Annotated in this window: 13 protein-coding genes and 1 pseudogene; 7 read left to right on the top strand and 7 right to left on the bottom strand. The window is 65.5% G+C overall.

All coding sequences use genetic code 11. The features are described from left to right. Window positions 1-403 precede the first annotated feature (403 nt). Window positions 404-1,684 carry a polysaccharide biosynthesis/export family protein gene (locus SB786_RS02445; protein ID WP_410726017.1) on the bottom strand — a complete coding sequence of 427 codons (1,281 nt, stop codon included), beginning with the start codon at window positions 1,682-1,684 and terminating at the stop codon, window positions 404-406. A 671-nt stretch (window positions 1,685-2,355) separates the two neighbouring features. Here SB786_RS02445 and SB786_RS02450 point away from each other — a divergent pair. Further along, window positions 2,356-2,547 (top strand): annotated as a pseudogene (locus tag SB786_RS02450) (transposase); the annotation flags it as partial. A gap of 8 nt (window positions 2,548-2,555) precedes the next feature. Here SB786_RS02450 and SB786_RS02455 read toward each other — a convergent pair. Continuing rightward, window positions 2,556-3,020, bottom strand: coding sequence for a GNAT family N-acetyltransferase (locus SB786_RS02455; RefSeq protein ID WP_410726018.1), 465 nt, complete (start codon window positions 3,018-3,020; stop codon window positions 2,556-2,558). Between the two features lie 150 nt (window positions 3,021-3,170). Between SB786_RS02455 and SB786_RS02460 the strand changes: the two genes are divergently transcribed. The 3 genes from SB786_RS02460 to SB786_RS02470 all read left to right on the top strand — a co-directional run bounded on the left by SB786_RS02460 (window position 3,171) and on the right by SB786_RS02470 (window position 5,629). Continuing rightward, window positions 3,171-3,833, top strand: a complete 663-nt coding sequence (locus SB786_RS02460) for a GntR family transcriptional regulator (protein WP_410726019.1) — start codon at window positions 3,171-3,173, stop codon at window positions 3,831-3,833. After that, complete coding sequence (locus SB786_RS02465; RefSeq protein WP_410726020.1) at window positions 3,817-5,055, top strand: dicarboxylate/amino acid:cation symporter; 1,239 nt, start codon at window positions 3,817-3,819, stop codon at window positions 5,053-5,055. The genes SB786_RS02460 and SB786_RS02465 overlap by 17 nt, the downstream gene beginning before the upstream one ends. 169 nt (window positions 5,056-5,224) lie before the next feature. Continuing rightward, entirely contained in the window at window positions 5,225-5,629 is a 405-nt protein-coding gene (locus SB786_RS02470; RefSeq protein ID WP_410726021.1) for a hypothetical protein, read from the top strand. Window positions 5,630-5,906: 277 nt separating this feature from the next. On the opposite strand, the gene SB786_RS02475 is transcribed toward SB786_RS02470, so the two are convergent. The 4 genes from SB786_RS02475 to SB786_RS02490 all read right to left on the bottom strand — a co-directional run bounded on the left by SB786_RS02475 (window position 5,907) and on the right by SB786_RS02490 (window position 10,681). Then, window positions 5,907-7,394, bottom strand: coding sequence for an MFS transporter (locus SB786_RS02475; RefSeq protein WP_410726022.1), 1,488 nt, complete (start codon window positions 7,392-7,394; stop codon window positions 5,907-5,909). An 83-nt stretch (window positions 7,395-7,477) separates the two neighbouring features. Continuing rightward, window positions 7,478-8,497, bottom strand: coding sequence for a cyclase family protein (locus SB786_RS02480; protein WP_410726023.1), 1,020 nt, complete (start codon window positions 8,495-8,497; stop codon window positions 7,478-7,480). A gap of 66 nt (window positions 8,498-8,563) precedes the next feature. Continuing rightward, a complete protein-coding gene (locus tag SB786_RS02485) occupies window positions 8,564-9,844 on the bottom strand; it encodes a CaiB/BaiF CoA transferase family protein (RefSeq protein WP_410726024.1) in 1,281 nt (426 codons plus the stop codon). Window positions 9,845-9,916: 72 nt separating this feature from the next. Further along, a complete protein-coding gene (locus SB786_RS02490) occupies window positions 9,917-10,681 on the bottom strand; it encodes an IclR family transcriptional regulator (RefSeq protein WP_410726025.1) in 765 nt (254 codons plus the stop codon). 230 nt (window positions 10,682-10,911) lie between these two features. Here SB786_RS02490 and SB786_RS02495 point away from each other — a divergent pair, with 230 nt between their 5' ends. The 3 genes from SB786_RS02495 (at window position 10,912) to SB786_RS02505 (ending at window position 14,614) form a co-directional block, all read left to right on the top strand. Next, the gene (locus tag SB786_RS02495) at window positions 10,912-11,814 is read left to right on the top strand and encodes an HpcH/HpaI aldolase/citrate lyase family protein (RefSeq protein WP_410726026.1); all 903 of its coding nucleotides are present in this window, start codon (window positions 10,912-10,914) and stop codon (window positions 11,812-11,814) included. Between the two features lie 193 nt (window positions 11,815-12,007). Continuing rightward, entirely contained in the window at window positions 12,008-13,090 is a 1,083-nt protein-coding gene (locus tag SB786_RS02500) for a porin (protein WP_410726027.1), read from the top strand. A 45-nt stretch (window positions 13,091-13,135) separates the two neighbouring features. Next, a complete protein-coding gene (locus SB786_RS02505; RefSeq protein ID WP_410726028.1) occupies window positions 13,136-14,614 on the top strand; it encodes an MmgE/PrpD family protein in 1,479 nt (492 codons plus the stop codon). A gap of 28 nt (window positions 14,615-14,642) precedes the next feature. Here SB786_RS02505 and SB786_RS02510 read toward each other — a convergent pair whose 3' ends face one another. Continuing rightward, complete coding sequence (locus tag SB786_RS02510; RefSeq protein ID WP_410726029.1) at window positions 14,643-15,572, bottom strand: LysR family transcriptional regulator; 930 nt, start codon at window positions 15,570-15,572, stop codon at window positions 14,643-14,645. Window positions 15,573-15,786: the final 214 nt, after the last annotated feature.

The raw sequence follows: 15,786 nt of genomic DNA on the forward strand, positions 1-15,786 counted from the left end.
CTTCTCCATCGATTGTGTCTTTCATACGCCGAATCCCGTCGGCACCCTTTCGTGTTCCGTCAAATCCCGGCATGCGCATCGGTCGACGGGAAAACGCCTTCGTGCGCATGGGCAAATGGCCCGGACTCGATGAATCGAATCAGGTGACGCATCTCAACGAAGAAGGTTATGCGCAAGTTGCCTCCGTTTCGGTGTGTTGGAGCACACTCGCGTACGAGCGCTGATGCGGGACCAAGTGTTGAGATATTCGTCGATATAGGTGTATGAACAACCAATAGCATGACGCATACGCTTCGTCGTTCTAACAACATGATCGATGGGACGGACACGATCATTCAGCGAGCCGCCAAGGCGGCGCGCTGAATGATCGGAAAACAAAATGGTTACAGGGTCCCGTCCGCCGTCAGTACGCAGCGTTTCGCCCGGTGGCGAGGGTCTGCGCGCTCGGCAGGAGCATGTTGATGACGCGACTCCAGCGAACGAGCGGCGCCGCATCGACGAACACGACATCGTTCGGCTTCAGTTCGAAGTCGTTGGCCAGCGCCATTGCAACCGGCGATCGAGCGTCGAGATGGAAAATTTGAGGTTTGCCAGGACGCTTGCTGCGCACGACATACACCTGCCCGGCATCGCCCGAGTATTGGCTGACCCCGCCGGCGGACCCAATGGCCTCGTTCAGCGACAGCCGTCCGTTGTTGAGCGGCAGCGCGGTCGCGCGCCCCACCTCGCCCAGCACGAACACTTTTCGGTCGTTCACGGAGTACACGCGCACGAGGTCGCCGTCGCGCAGCAGGATCTTGTCCGGATTGATGCCCTTTTCGATCATCGCGGCGATGTCGACGACGGCGGTATCGTCGCCGCGCGTCACCGCGACCGCCGCACGATCGCCGTTGGCGGTAAAGCCGCCAGCCCGGTTGATCGCCTCGGGCAACGTCATCGGCAGGTCGTTGAGGATCTGGATGCCCGGATTGCGCACTTCTCCGTCGAGATACACGCGCTTGCTGCGATATGCCTGTATGCGCAGCGTCACCTGCGGGTTGCGGATGTAGCGAGCGATCTTCGACGCCAGCAGGTCGCGCGCTTTCATCTCGGTCAGTCCGCTCAGCTTGATCGGGCCTGCATAGGCAAATTGCACGTTGCCACCGGAATCGATCGTATAGCCGCCGACGACCGAGTTCGATCCGGCTGCGTCAATGCCGGCGCCGATCGTCGGGGGCGGCATGTTGAGCTCCGGATGATCCCAGACGACGATGCTCAACACATCGCCGGGACCGAGCGTATAGGGGCCGGGCGTGGAAAACAGTTTGCGCACTTTCGTTGGAATGCCCGGTTCAACGGCGGCGCGTTCGGTACGGATGAGCTCGTCATTGATCTCGATCAGCGAGCCCGCCGGGGCCGCATCGCTTCCGGATGCAGCCGAGCCCGTCCCGCCGGTGCCTCTGGCATCGTGGACCGCGCGCGACGCTTCGCCAAACCGCGCCGTGGTCGCGGCGCCCCCTGCGGAACTGTCGCTGAAGCTCATGCCCGGCGCCAGCCCGCATCCAGTCAGCACGACGGCCGTTATGGTCAGCACCGCCAGCGACAACGTGCTCGCTGCCACGGCGCCGACTCGTCGACAAGGAGCCGTCCTGTCGCCGGATTCGAGCCCCGGCGCCTTCGCCCGTTCACGTCGATTATGTAACATCGCGTCGTACCTTTTCGTATCGAGGCAGCAATGCACGGGCACCACTGCCGAGGTTGCGTGTATGCGAGCACCGACCATTCATACGATCGCAAGGCCCGCAGCGTTCCGCCAATTGCAGTGCGGGCGCGTGATCGCTCACCGCCTCGGTGGGCGGACCGCTGTCGTGCAGGCGAAGCGCTCATATGCGTCGGCGGTGGCGTTGGCACTACCCCGAGCGCCAGCGAGAAGCGTGCCACCCATCGGAAATCCAGCCCCTTTGCGGGACACGGCGCCGAGCGCACGAGAATCACGACGCAAAAGCGCGTTTTCGTTTCAAATCTGCTACGTGCCGCGTCAAGCGCGCACTGATTTCCGGACCGGACGGGGCCGTGTGCGCGCGGGGCTACGGGCGGCGAACGGGCCGTGCAACGGACGGCCGTGCCGACAACCGACTCTCGTCCAGAGCCGTTGCACACGCACGCGTCGGATGCCGCCAGACATGCGGACTGCGATACCCGCGCCCACGCAACGCACCGGGACAGATTTCGGTGTATCCGCGCTGAAACAAGCGCGCGGGTTTTCTCTACGTGTTTCCCCGCCCGAGAGAGGTGTCCGCGCAGAATCGGACAGCGGAATAAGTGGAACGGGCGAGGTCTTGAGCCAGCGATAACGCTGGCAAAGGAACTGGAAAGATGACGAAGAGAACCCGACGGACGCACTCAGCGGCGTTCAAAGCGAAGGTGGCGCTGGCAGCGGTCAAAGGCGAGCGGACACTTGCCGAACCGGCACAGCAGTTCGATGTGCATCCGAACCGGATCACGGAATGGAAACGGCAGTTGCAGGAATGCGCGGCCGACGTGTTCGGTACGGCCGTGGCGTCGTCAGACGAAAATCAGCACTCGATCTGGCGCTGCATTAGATAGAACCTCATGTCGTCGCGATCCTGCATTGAAATCGGTATCGGGTCGCGATTAAAACCGAGCATTTCATAGAATTGGTACGCCGATTCACGCGCCGTGCACCAGAGCAGAATTCCGCGCTGTTCGCGGACATGGCGAATGGATAGATTGACCAGCAGGCGTCCGAATCCCAGACCACGTACCGATGGATGGACGGCCATGCCGCGAAGGCGCCAGGCTTCAGAGTTCGACACGCCGGATTGTCCTTCTTTACACACTGTCGCCACAGCAACAATATTGTCGTTGTCACGAACGGCAAAGTGCATGGTCGTCGGGGCGAGGTCTCCGTGCAGAGCGCTCCGCTCCTCGTCTCCTGCCATCAAGATTGCAGCCCTGAGGGGATAGGTTTCTTCCGCACGGACGCCGCAGATGGTAAAGCGCACATCTTGTGAAGTCATTTAATGATCAGCTCTCGTCGTGACGCAGATTTTCTTCCGGTTCTCTTTCTGCATACCCACTAGCAAAATTAGCAGTTGCGGGGCGTTACCGGTAAGGGTAATTTCCTACCCGCCACCTCTTTCCCAATCATACGCTGACTGCGATCACAGATGACGTCGAAAGTTTCGACAGATGCAGAGCTTGCCTACGACGAGATCCGATCGAGGATCTTTGACGGCCGGCTTGCGCCTGGGCAGAAAGTATCCCACCGAGGCCTCTCGGACGAACTTGGCTTCGGCCAAATGCCCGTGCGCAGCGCATTGCATTTGCTCGAGTCAGAAGGGTTGGTCGTCGTGATCGAAAAGAGTGGGACCTATGTCGCATCGCCGACTACGAGCGATCTACGCGAAATTTTTGAAATGCGGCTGGCCCTGGAGAGTACAGCAGCGTTTCTTGCAGCCAGGTCGGGAGTCACGGCAGGCCTTCGCGAGGCGGCAGAGAAAATGCAGGAGTTGGTTGACCGAGACGTCGCGGACATCATGCTCGAGCAACGTGTCGGTTGGGTGTTTCATCAAGAGTTGTTTGCCGCCGCAAGGAACGTGCGAATCTCATCGGCGTATGAACTATTGCAGGCCCAAACCCTAGCCCTGAATGAGCTCCCGCGTGGCGACGCTGAAACCGTTCGGCGTGGCACGATCGAGCATCTGCATATCTTTCACGCAATCGAAGCGAACAACGGCGAGCTTGCGCGTCAGCATATGTGGAATCACGTCGTTGACGGTACTCCGGCACGAATTAAACTGCTAAAGGCGCGGTATGAACGCAAAAAATAACGGGGCTTTCCTCCCGATGCAAATGCTTGGCGGACTTGTCCTGGGCGCCGCTTGCGGCGTATTTGCTCCCGGCTTTGCTGCGAAGCTAGGTTTTTTAAGCACGATGTTCGGCCACGCGATCAAGATGGTCGTCATGCCGTTGATCTTCCTGTCGGTCACGGTCGGCATCTTTCGTGCGGGCAGACTTCGCGAGCGGCTTGGAAAGGTCGCACTGTCCAGTATCGGCTTCTTCATTGCGATGACGGGCTTGGCTGCATCGCTCGGCCTACTGCTCAACTTTGTATTTCGACCGGGTCACGGTGCGAGCGTGATTCAATCTGGATCGATGCCCACGGCTCTCGCGTCCAGCATCGACTGGACGAAATTTCTCGTTGATTTGATCCCCGCAAACATCGTCGCTGCGCTCTCCGCCGGGAATTCTCTCCCAGTGCTCGTTTTCGGAGTCATTTTCGGCGCGGCATTGGCGGCCGCCCCGGAGCGTGCCGAGCCTGCGATTGCCGTTTTCGAGGCGCTGCTGTCGGGATTATTCAAGATGACCCAGTGGGTGATCGCATGGTCGCCGCTCGCGATCTTCGCCGCGATCGCGCAGTTGTTGTCAGCCAAGGGCTTTGCCGGTGCGCACTCGCTTATCGAGCTTCTGGGCGTGGCCTATCTCGGCATGGCGATTCTGGCGGTTGTACTCACCACCGTCATTCGGCTTGCCGGCCAATCGCCTCTCGCAGTTCTCAGGAAGGTGAAGGAACCACTGATCCTTGGTTTCACGACGCGTTCGTCTGAAATTACATACCCGTTGCACCTGAAGAAGTTGGTTGAATTGGGCGTTCCCCACGGCGTGGCGTCCACGATTTTGCCTCTGGCATATATTTTCAATCGCGACGGCGCGGTCCTCTACACGGCCCTTGCGGTCGGCTATCTGGCCGACGCATATCACCTTGTCTGGTCGTGGCCGCTGGCGATTTCGATTTTGATTTTGACGATCGTCACCATCGACGGAGCAGCCAATGTGCCCTCCGGGGCGATCGTAGCCATCACCATCGTTCTAACGTCGATAGGGTTACCGGCCGATGCGGTGCTGCTGCTTTTGGGCGTCGATGCGTTTTTCGACATGGGGAGAACCGCCCTGAACGTCTACGGGAGCACGGCGGCAACTGCTGTTGCGGTGAGACTTTCCGGTTCGGACGGCATCTCCGCAGAAACCGTGACTCGGCAGGCAAGCGTGTAGGTGCTTCGGAAGCTACGGGCACTGTGCGTTTCAATGTTGCGCCTGCCCGTGGCAACGCGCTGGGTACGTCCACTCAAGCATCCGGGCACGGCGAGGAGAACAGGATTGAATGAGCATGCGTATTTATTAAATTTCAGTTAATAGAGCGACGTATTGTTTCAGGAGAAACATGATGGTTGGTTCAGAATCCGCAGATTATTTTATGCTGCGCTTAGGCACGCCGCATCCGCCGTGGACATTGACTGACGACAGCAACATGATTTGCATTGGCGATTGCGACGGGGTGGTGAGTGCCATGTTCGAGTTGGATCGCAACCAGGTCGCACGGATTAGAGGTTTGGGCCAATCGGTGGAGAGAATCAGGTTCATTTACGACCGCGCTGGCCGGGAGCTGCACTTTTATCTCCATGGCAGGCAGGTATCTCAAGGAGTGTGGGCCGGGGTCGCGTCGGCCGATCCTGACTATCTTCCGAATGACGCGATGATCGCAAAATGGGACGTACCGAAGCTCGACGATGCCTTCACGTTTCCGGGCGCGAGTGCACACCTGGACGCATCCGCTAGCTTAGCCTAAACTGCGATCACAGATTGTTGCGAGGGATCGAGCCGGAAAGGCCTCGATTTTCGGGACAAATCGTTTGATATGCCTGTCTGTCTGCACGCATACGCCGTTCAAGGCATGTGGTTCTGGCACACTTCAACCTCGGATCGCCAGGACTTTTTGGCTGGCCAGTTCACCGGCCAGCGTTTTTTATTCATTGAGCCGATCGCATCGGTTCCCATCCGGTTGCCGATGTCCGGTGCCGAATTGACATCGTTGCTTCGCAAACAGTGACGTGCCGCCCGCGCCGTTACACCGCCCCATCCCCGGCGCCTTTACGTCGCCCATTGACACGCCGGGCTGGCAAAGCGGCGAGCCCGCGCACCGCCGGCGCGTTCTCGGCGCCATCCTCGCTGTGGCCGGTGATCTCGTCCAGCGCCCGGTTGTTGGTGTACGGCCCGAACACCCCTATCGACACCATCACGATCAGCATGCTGCCGCCGATCAGCACGAACACCGCGGACACCCCGGCGCGTTCGATCAGCAGCGCGACGATGAAACTGCTCGCGATTCCCGTCAGGCGGCCAATCGAATGCACGAAACCGAGCGCGCGCCCGCGGATCTCGGTCGGAAACACTTCCGACTGATACGCGGTGCCGTTGCTCGCGAGTACCGTGTTGGACAGCGTGACGAGCAGGCCGAACGCGATCACGAACGGCGCCTGCGCCGACATCGCGAACGCGGTGCCGAACAGCGCGACGCCGAACGCCGACGCGACGATCAGCCACTTGCGCTCGATCCGGTCGGCGAGCAGGCCGGCGACGAACGGCGACACCGGATACGCGAACGCGATCACGAACGCATACCAGAGGCTCTTCGTGACGGTCGCGCCCTGCGCGGCGAGCAGCGTCGGCAGCCACTGGCTGAAACCGAAGAAGCCGATGCTAAGGAATGCGTTGAACACGATCAGCATCGCCGTGCGGCCGCGATGCCGCGCATCCCACATCGACGGCGCGCGCCGCGCGGCCGGTATGGCGACGGCTGGCATCCGGACCGCGGGCAGCGGCCGGCCGGATTCCCGCTCGACCGCCTGCTCGAGCCGCTGCAGCACGGCTTCGGCCTCCGCCTCGCGGCCGGCGCGGGCGAGCCAGCGCGGCGACTCCGGCAGCCGCGACTGCAGCCACCAGACGACGACCGCGCCGCTGCCGCCGAGCAGCACGACCCAGCGCCACCCGGACATGCCCAGCGGATCGTGCGGCACCCACAGCCACGACACCAGCGCGAGCACGGGCATCGCGAGATAGCCGACCGCGAAGCACAGCGCGAACGCACGGCCGCGCACGGCCTTCGGCACCAGCTCGGTCAGGAACGCGCCGATCGTGATCAGCTCCGCGCCGATGCCGCAGCCCGCGATGAAGCGGCACACGAGAATGCCGAGCGCGTGGGTCTGCACGCACATCGCAAGGCTCCCCGCCGTGTAGAGCAGCAGCGCGCCGGTGAACAGCGCGCGCCGCCCGAAGCGGTCCGCGAGGCGCGACACGAACATCTCGCCGACGAACAGCCCGGCGAACGTCGCCGCGCCGAGTGCACCCTGGTCCGACATGCCGAGCACGCCGTGCGAGCCCGCGTGAAAGATGCCGTCGCGGATCAGCCCCGGCGGCAGGTAGGTCATCTGGAACAGATCGTAGACCTCGAAAAACCCGCCGACGCTCAGGAACAGCACGAGCATCCAGATGCTGGCCGTCGCGGGCAGGCGGTCGATGCGCGCGGCAATCGACGCCGCATGGGAATGGGACATGGCGACTCCTCGATGATTCGCCCGCGCGGCCTGCGCGAAGCGGCGGACCGGGCGCCGGCGCGGGGTGCGCGCAGCGCAGGCGTTCATACGGTGGCGACCGGATTGACCGGCGACCCGACAAGCCCGGGCAGGCGCAGCGGCGGCGCGGTCAGCAGGAAGCGGTTGCGCCGGTGCGCGCGCAACCAGTCGGCGAGCGGCGTCAGGTGCCACAGCTCGCCGAGATGAATGCCGAGCTTGAACAGGCACAGCTCGTGCAGCGGCATCAGCGCGCCCGGTTGCGCGAGCGGCGGCGCATGCTGCGGACGTTCCTCGATCGCATGGTTGTCGGCCACGAGCGCGGCCAGCCCCGATGCGTCGATCCATTCGAGCAGGCGCGGGTCGTTGCCGTCCAGCACGCAGCACACGTCCGGCGCGCCGGCCTCGTCGCGCGCGTCGGCGTCGAGCAGGCGATCGGCGAAGCCCGTATGCACGCACACGATGTCGCCGCGCTCGACGACCACGTCGTCCTCGCGCAGCACCGCCATCCATTCCGCGTAGCCGATCTTGCGCCGCTCGTCGCCGAAGTGGCGGCGCAGGTCGACCAGCACGCCGCGCCCCTGCACGCCCGTCTGCGCCATCACCTCGATGCCGAGCGCACGCGCGCCGCCGCGCGGCGCGCCCGCGGCGGGCACCTGGATGTGCTCGTCCATCCGGTAGCCGTTGTAGAACACGCGGGCTCGCTCGCCGTCGCCCGCCGGATCGAACAGCGAGCCGACATGCGACAGCGCATCCCATTGCGTCGAGAACTGCGAGTGCATGCAGAACGAATCGTCGCAAACCACATCGGTTGCGTTCGCAACCTGTTCGTCCGCGCGATAGCCAAAGTACGGCTTGCCGCCGAGCAGCGCCGGCATGATCGCCGGCGGCCGGCGCCGCGCGTTCAGCCCGCCTCCGCGCGGCACGTCGAGCGGCAGGCTCAGCGAAAATACGAGGCCTTCGCGCACCTCCGCGACGCCGCGCAGCACCGCGTCGGCCGTCAGCCAGTTCAAGCGCCCTTTCTGATCGTCCGGGCCGAAATCCCCCCAGTTCGAGCCGGGCGGCCGATGGGTCCAGCGTGGCTTCATGGTGTCTCCTCCATGGAATGTCCAGGGTGCGGCGGCCGTCCTTCGCGGCCGCGTCGCACGTCGCGCCTAGCGCGCGCGGATCACGCCCAGCCCGGCGAGCCGCTCGTATTCGCGTTCGCCGAGCAGCGGCAGCAGAATCTCGCGGTTGTTCTCGCCGAGCGCGGGCGCCGGCCGACGGAACGTGCCGGGCGTGGCCGACAGGCGCGGCGTGATGTTGTGCATCGGCAGGCTGCCGACGTCGTCGTCCGGCAGCTCGACGAGCGCCTCGCGCTCGATCACGTAGTGATCCTTGACGATCTGCGCGATGTCATGGATCGGCCCGACCGTGACGCCCGCTTCCTCGAAGAACGCGAGATTGGCGTCGAGATCGCGCGCGGCGATGAATTCGCCGACGATCGTATCGAGCGCTTGCGCGTGCTGCACGCGCTGCACGTTGGTCGCATAGCGCGGATCGTCGATCAGGTCCGCGCGGCCGATCGCGCGGAACAGCCGCTCGGCCATCGCCTGCGTCGAGCTCGACAGGCACAGCCACTTGCCGTCGCGGGTGCGATACGCGTTGCGCGGCGCGGTGTTCGACGAGCGGCTGCCGGTGCGCGCCTTGATCTCGCCGGTCATCACGTAGTTCGCGGCGGCCGGCCCGAGGATCGACAGCAGCGGCTCGAACAGCGACACGTCGATCACCTGCCCCGCCGCGCCGTGCGCGTCGCGCGCATGCAGCGCGACCAGCACGGCGATCGCGCCGGACAGCCCGGCCGTCATGTCGCCGAGGAACATCGGCGGCAGCACCGGCTCGCGATCGGCGAAGCCGTTGATCGCCGCGAACCCCGCATACCCTTCCGCGAGCGTGCCGAAGCCCGGCTTGTGGCGGTACGGCCCCGTCTGCCCCCAGCCGGAGATCCGCGCGATCACCAGCTCGGGACGGATCGCGAGCAGGTCGTCCGGGCCGAGCCCCATCTTCTCGGCGACGCCGGGCTTGAAGCTCTCGACGAACACGTCCGCGTCGCGCACCAGCCGGCGGACGATGTCGATCCCCTCGGGCGCGCGCAGGTCGACGCACACGCTGCGCTTGTTGCGCCCGTACACCTTCCAGTTCGTGCTGATCCCGCCCGCGCCGACCGCGCGCAGCGTATCGCCGCGCTCGCTCTCGACCTTCACGACGTCCGCGCCGAAATCGGCGAGCTGCACGCTCAGCATGTTGCCCGCCATCAGGCGCGACAGGTCGACGACGCGCACGCCCGCGAGCGGCCCCTGCGCGCCGGTGTCGAACGGTTTCGGATGGATCGGGCCGGTGGACGCGCGACGGCGCGCGCCGGCCGCGGGGGCGGCCTGCGGGTCGGGAACGAACATGCTTGTCTCCTGGTTGGTGTGTGTGTCGTTCGATGCGGACTTCGAAGTGCGCGCGCTCGGTCGCGCACGGCGCTACTCGAGCAGCGCGCCGAGCTGGTCGGCCGCGCGGAACGCCGCGCCCGCGGCGGGCAGATCGCCGCCCAGCGCATGCGTCAGCTCGGCGGCGGCCGCCTGCACGCGCGGCAGGTAGTCGGCCAGCACCTTCTTGTTGAAGCGATAGCGCGGCACGCCGAGCGAGATCGCGCCGCTCAGCACGCGCCCGACGCCGAACGCCGGGCACGCGATCGCCGCGCTTTCCGGGTCGCGCTCGGCGATCGACACCGCGTAGCCCTGCTCGGCCGTCTTCTCGTAGTCGCCGCCGCGCGTGCCGCTGAACGCGAGCAGTACGCGCCCGGCCGCGCCGACGTCGAGCGGGAAGCGGTCGCCCTCGCGCAGATGCGTGCGCACCGAGCGCTGCGCCTGGATGCGGAACAGGCACACGCGCTGGTCGCCTTCGCGCACGTAGAACGCGGCCGTCTCGCCGGTTTGCGCCGACAGCTTCGACAGGATCGGCATCACGTACTCGCGCAGCTGGAACGACTCGCGATACATCATCCCGAGCTGGAACACGGCGGGCCCCAGCACGTAGCGCCCGTCCGGCAGGCGCTTGATGAAGCGGAACTGCTCGAGCGACTCGAACATCCGCAACAGCGTGCTCATGTTGAGCCCCGTCTCTTCGCTGACCTGCGCGAGCATCAGCCCGCCGGACGCGTTGCCGAACGCCAGCAGCGCGGTCAGCGCGCGGTTGACCGCGGCCACGCCGCCCTCTGTCTGATTGCTTGTCTCCACCTTGTTCATGTCCACCTCGTGCGATGCCGGCAGAGTCGTGCCGCGTCGCGGCTGCCAGTATCAAAAATGAAAGTCACTTTCATTATACGCAGATCATCGATGACATCAACATGAATCCACACGGCTTCGGTCGCTCATCTTCTTGCAACCGCCCATGAAACTAGGCGTTAACGATAATCTTGACGAATGCCCTCATCCATCACAAAAATGAAAGTGACTTTCATTTTTAGAGATCAACGATGAATTCGTCGCCTCAACCCGTCTGGCGTTCGCTGCTGTACGTCCCCGCCCACGTCCCCCGCTTCGTCGCGTCGGCCGCCGCGAGCGACGCCGATGCACTGATCCTCGATCTCGAGGACAGCGTCCCGCCCGCGTGCAAGGCGGCCGCCCGCGACGGGCTGGCCCACACCGTGCCGGCGCTGCGCGCGCCGGGCCGCGACGTGCTGGTGCGCGCCAACGGCCCGCTCGAGCTGCTGGTGCCCGACCTGCGCGCGGCCGTCCGGGCCGGCGTGGACGGCGTCGTGCTGCCGAAGGTGCGCGGCGGCTCGCACGTCGAGGCGATCGACGAACTGCTGGCCGCGCTCGAGGAGGAAACCGGCGCGCCGCCCGGCGGCACGCGGATCGTGGCGATCGTCGAGACGCCGCGCGCGTTCCAGTCGATGGACCGGATCGCGCGGGCATCGCCGCGCGTCGTCGCGATGATGCTGGGCGGCGGCGACTTCGCGCTGAACTGCGAAAGCGGCGCGGGCGCCGACGTGCTGCGCGTGCCGAAGCAACTGCTGATCATCGCCGCGCGCGCCGCCGGCATCCTGCCGCTCGGCCTCATCGGCGGCCTCGACGAGCTGCGCGATCTCGACGCATTCGAGCGCCTCGCGCGCGCGTCCGCGGAGCTCGGCTATGCGGGCGCGACCTGCATCCATCCACGGCAGGTCGGCGCGCTCAACCGCGCGTTCCGGCCCGACGACGACGCGGTGCGCGACGCGAACGCGGTGCTGGCCGCCTACGACGACGCGCGCACGAACGGGCGTGGCGCGCTGCGCGTCGACGGCAGGATGGTCGACGCGCCCGGCGTCGCCCGCGCGAAGCGCGTGCTCGCACGTCACGCGGCCGTGCAGGCGCGTGCCGACGGCGCGCCCCGGTGATGCGCGCGCCGCCCTTCATCGCCGTGCTTCATTCGTGCACAGGCGCGCGTCGCGCGGTGCACGCGTGCGTTCCACCGCGCGGCCGCCCGTTCGCCGCCCGGCCCGGATAGCGTCGTCTCGCAGCACCGCCGCACCGCTCGACCGGCGCGGCGCCGCATTCAAATAAATAACAAACCCTGGAAGGAGACAAGCCATGGGCAAGCGGATGTCCGCACTGTGCGGACTGGGCCTCGTATCGGCCGGCGCCTGCGCGCAGAGCACGATCACGCTGTATGGCGTGGCCGACATCTATACGGAATTCCTCACCCACCAGGCCGCGCCCGGCGACAAGTCGTCGGCCTCGCTCGTGCGGATGGCGTCGGGCGGCAAGAGCGGCTCGCGCTGGGGCCTGAAGGGCGTCGAGGAACTCGGCGGCGGCTGGCAGGCCACGTTCCGGCTCGAAAGCGGCATCAACCTGAACAACGGTACCGGCACCGGCGCGGGCGGCTTCGACCGCTCCGCGTGGGTCGGGCTGCAGCACGCGCGCTGGGGCGCGCTGCGGCTCGGCCACCAGTACTCGACGCTGTTCGACGTCATGGAGCGCTATTCGCCGACGGGCGCGTACTCGACGCTGTACGAGCCGGCCGGCGCGATCGTCGGCGTCAACTTCCGCGAGAACAACGTCGCCAAGTACCTGGCGAAGATCGGCTCGCTGACGCTCGAAACGCACTATTCGTTCGGCGGCACGCCCGGCGCGCTCCAGTCGAACGCCGCCTACGGCGCCGGCTTCGACTATGCCGGCGGCGCCTTCTCGTTCGCCGCCGCGTTCGACAACGTCAACACGCCGCAGCCGGGCGGCTTCGCGCATTTCCGCCGCTACGCCGCCGCGGCGATCGTGTCCGTCGACCGCGCGCAGCTGCTGGCCGGCGTCACGCACGGCCAGGGCAGCGTCGCCACGCCGTCGGTCGTGACCCACTACACGTTCTGGTGGGCCGGCGTGCGCTACATGATCACGCCTTACCTGCAGGCGATCGGCGCGTTCTATTACGAGGACATCCGCGCGCAGAATCCGCCGAACGCGCAGACGACCGCGCCGCACCCGGTCAATCCGCAGCAGGTCACGCTGCAGCTGAACTACTTCCTGTCGAAAGCCGTCACGTTGTACCTGGCGGGAGGCTACGCGCGCCGCGCCGCGCTCGATTTCGACAATTACAACTACAACTTCCTCCACTACTCGCTGGCCGCCGACCGCGCCGGCAGCGCGGGCGCGGCACTCGGCCTGCGCAAGCTGTTCTGAGCTCGCCTCTCCCCCAGTGTCAGGAACCTTCGGAGTCATCGCACCATGAACCGCCGCCACTTCCTTTCCACGCTGACCGGCGCGGCACTCGCACTGCCGCTCGCCCATGCCCGCGCCGGCGCGCTGCCGGCCGCCGGCGTCGTCACCGGCCGCCCGGATCTCGCGCAACAGCTCGCCGACTACGCGGCCGCGCTGCAGTATCGCGACCTCGACGCCGCAACGATCGAGACGATCAAGGCGCATCTGATCGATGCGCTCGGCTGCGCGATCGCCGCGCACGACGAACGCCCGGTGCGGATCGCGCGCGACGCGGCGCTCGCGTCGCCGGGCGGCGTGTCGACGATCGTCGGCACGAACCGGCGCACGAGCCCCGATCTCGCCGCGTTCGCGACCGGCACCGCGCTGCGCTACTACGATTTCAACGACGCGTACGCCGGCAAGGAGACCGGCCATCCGAGCGACAACATGTCCGCGTGCCTCGCCGTCGCCGAAGCGCAGCATGCGAACGGCCGCGACCTGATCCTGTCGATCGCGATCGCGTACGAGATCGCGTGCCGGCTGATGGACGCCGCCGCGATCAGCCCGCGCGGCTGGGACCACACGTGCTACAGCCTGCCCGCCGTCGCGCTCGCCGCCGGCAAGCTGATGCGCATGCCCGCGCCGCAGCTGGTGCAGGCGGTGAACCTGTCGATCAACAGCCATCTCGCGCTGAACCAGACGCGCGTCCAGCAACTGTCGAACTGGAAGGCGTTCGCCGATGCGGACGCGGCGCGCAACGCGGTGTTCTCGACGCAGCTCGCGCGCGCCGGGTTGACCGGCCCGTCACCGATCTTCGAAGGCATGGCGGGGTTCTTTCCGCAGGTGTCCGGGCCGTTCGCCGTCGACACGCGCGAATTCGGCGGGCGCGGCGGCGCGTTCCGGATCGGCAAGTGCTTCGTGAAGTTCTATCCCGCGCAAGGGCTCACGCAAACCGCGATTCCGGCCGCGCTCGACGTCGCCGCGCAGGTCGGCGACCTGCGCCGCATCCGGCGCATCGAGATCCACACGACCGAAGTGGGCTACGTGACGGCCGGCCGCGACCGCGAAAAATGGGCGCCGTCGACCCACGAGACCGCCGATCACAGCCTGCCGTACATCGTTGCGCGTGCGATGCTCGACGGCGACATCACGACCGAGAGCTACCGGCACGACGCGCTGCGCGATCCGGCGCTGCGCGCGCTGATCGAGCGGATCACGGTGCACGAAGACCCGGCGCTGACCGCCCGCTATCCGGCGCAGGCGCCGAACCGGGTGACGGCCGTGTGCGAAGACGGCACGACCTGCGCGAAGCAGGTGGACGACCTGCCCGGCTCGCCGACGCGGCCGATGCGGCGCGACGACTACGACGCGAAGTTCACGAAGAACTGCCGGCGACACTGGAGCCCGACGCAGATCCGCACTGCGCTCGATTACCTGTGGCGGCTCGACGAGCAGCCCGACGTCGCCGCGCTGCCGCCGCTGCTCGTCGTCGGCCGACCCGCGTGAACAGCCAACGCCCGAGGGCGTGTTCACGCTAAGCCTCCGCCGCGACACCGTGCCGCTCGAGCGCTTCCGCGACCTCGACGATGCGGCCGCGCAGCCACGCATGCGCGTTGCTGCCGTCGTAGCGGCGGTGCCAGTACAGCGACCACGCGACGGGCTCCATCGCGAGCGGCAGCTCGCGGATCACGAGCCGCGCATCGTCGAGGCTCACCGCATGCCGCTCCGACATGATCACCGCGTACGGCAGCGCATCCAGCATGTTCGGCACGACGAGCCAGTGCGGCACGTTGAGCGCGATGCGCCGCGTGCAGTTCATGTTCGCGAGCAGGTTGTCGACGAGGCTGTGGTCGACCGGGTTGATCGTCACGTTGAGGAAGTCGAGCGCGAGGAACCGTTCGAGTGTCAGCGGCCTGCCCGCGTCCGGATGGCTGCGGCTCATCACGCAGACCATCCGGTCATGAAACACGGCTTGCGACGACAGCGTGCCCGAATGTTCGAGGCCCGCGCTGACCGCCAGATCGAGCAGCCCCGATTCGAGCGCGTCGGCAGTCTTGGCGGCGCTCATGTGCACGACGTCCATGCCGATATTCGGGCTGGTCAGGCGCATGCAGCGCAGCAGGGCCGGCAGCAAAAGCAATTCGGTGAGATCCGACATGCGCACCGTGAAATGGCGCTCGGACGTAAAAGGATTAAATTGATAATCGGATTCGAATAATTCCTCGATTTGTTGCATGATCTGTCGAATCGGCATGGCCAGCGCCTGCGCGCGCGGCGTCAATTCCATGCCGACCGCGGTGCGCGCCAGGATCTCGTCCTTGAACACGAACCGCAGCCGCGCCAGCGCGTTGCTGACGGCCGGCTGCGTGAGGCCGACCTTCTGGCCGGCCCGCGTGACCTGTTTCTCCGTCAGCAGCGCATCGAGTATGACCAGCAGGTTCAAATCGATCGAACGTAGATTCATGTTTGCGACCATCCACTAAACAGGTTAATCACCGCCTCCGATCACGATTGCGAAATTCCGCAATCGGAGCAATCCCCTGATATTTAGTGCAATGCACAAGAATAGTCCAATCTTGACTTGTCGATATTTTTTAGATAACGGGCGAGATTATTTATGGTTTTAAATTAAATTGCCCGTTTCGCGTCGATTTTTCTGAATACCTTGTCAATCGGCA

This window comes from Burkholderia sp. SIMBA_062, assembly GCF_046534765.1.
GTDB classification, from domain to species: Bacteria; Pseudomonadota; Gammaproteobacteria; order Burkholderiales; family Burkholderiaceae; genus Burkholderia; species Burkholderia ambifaria.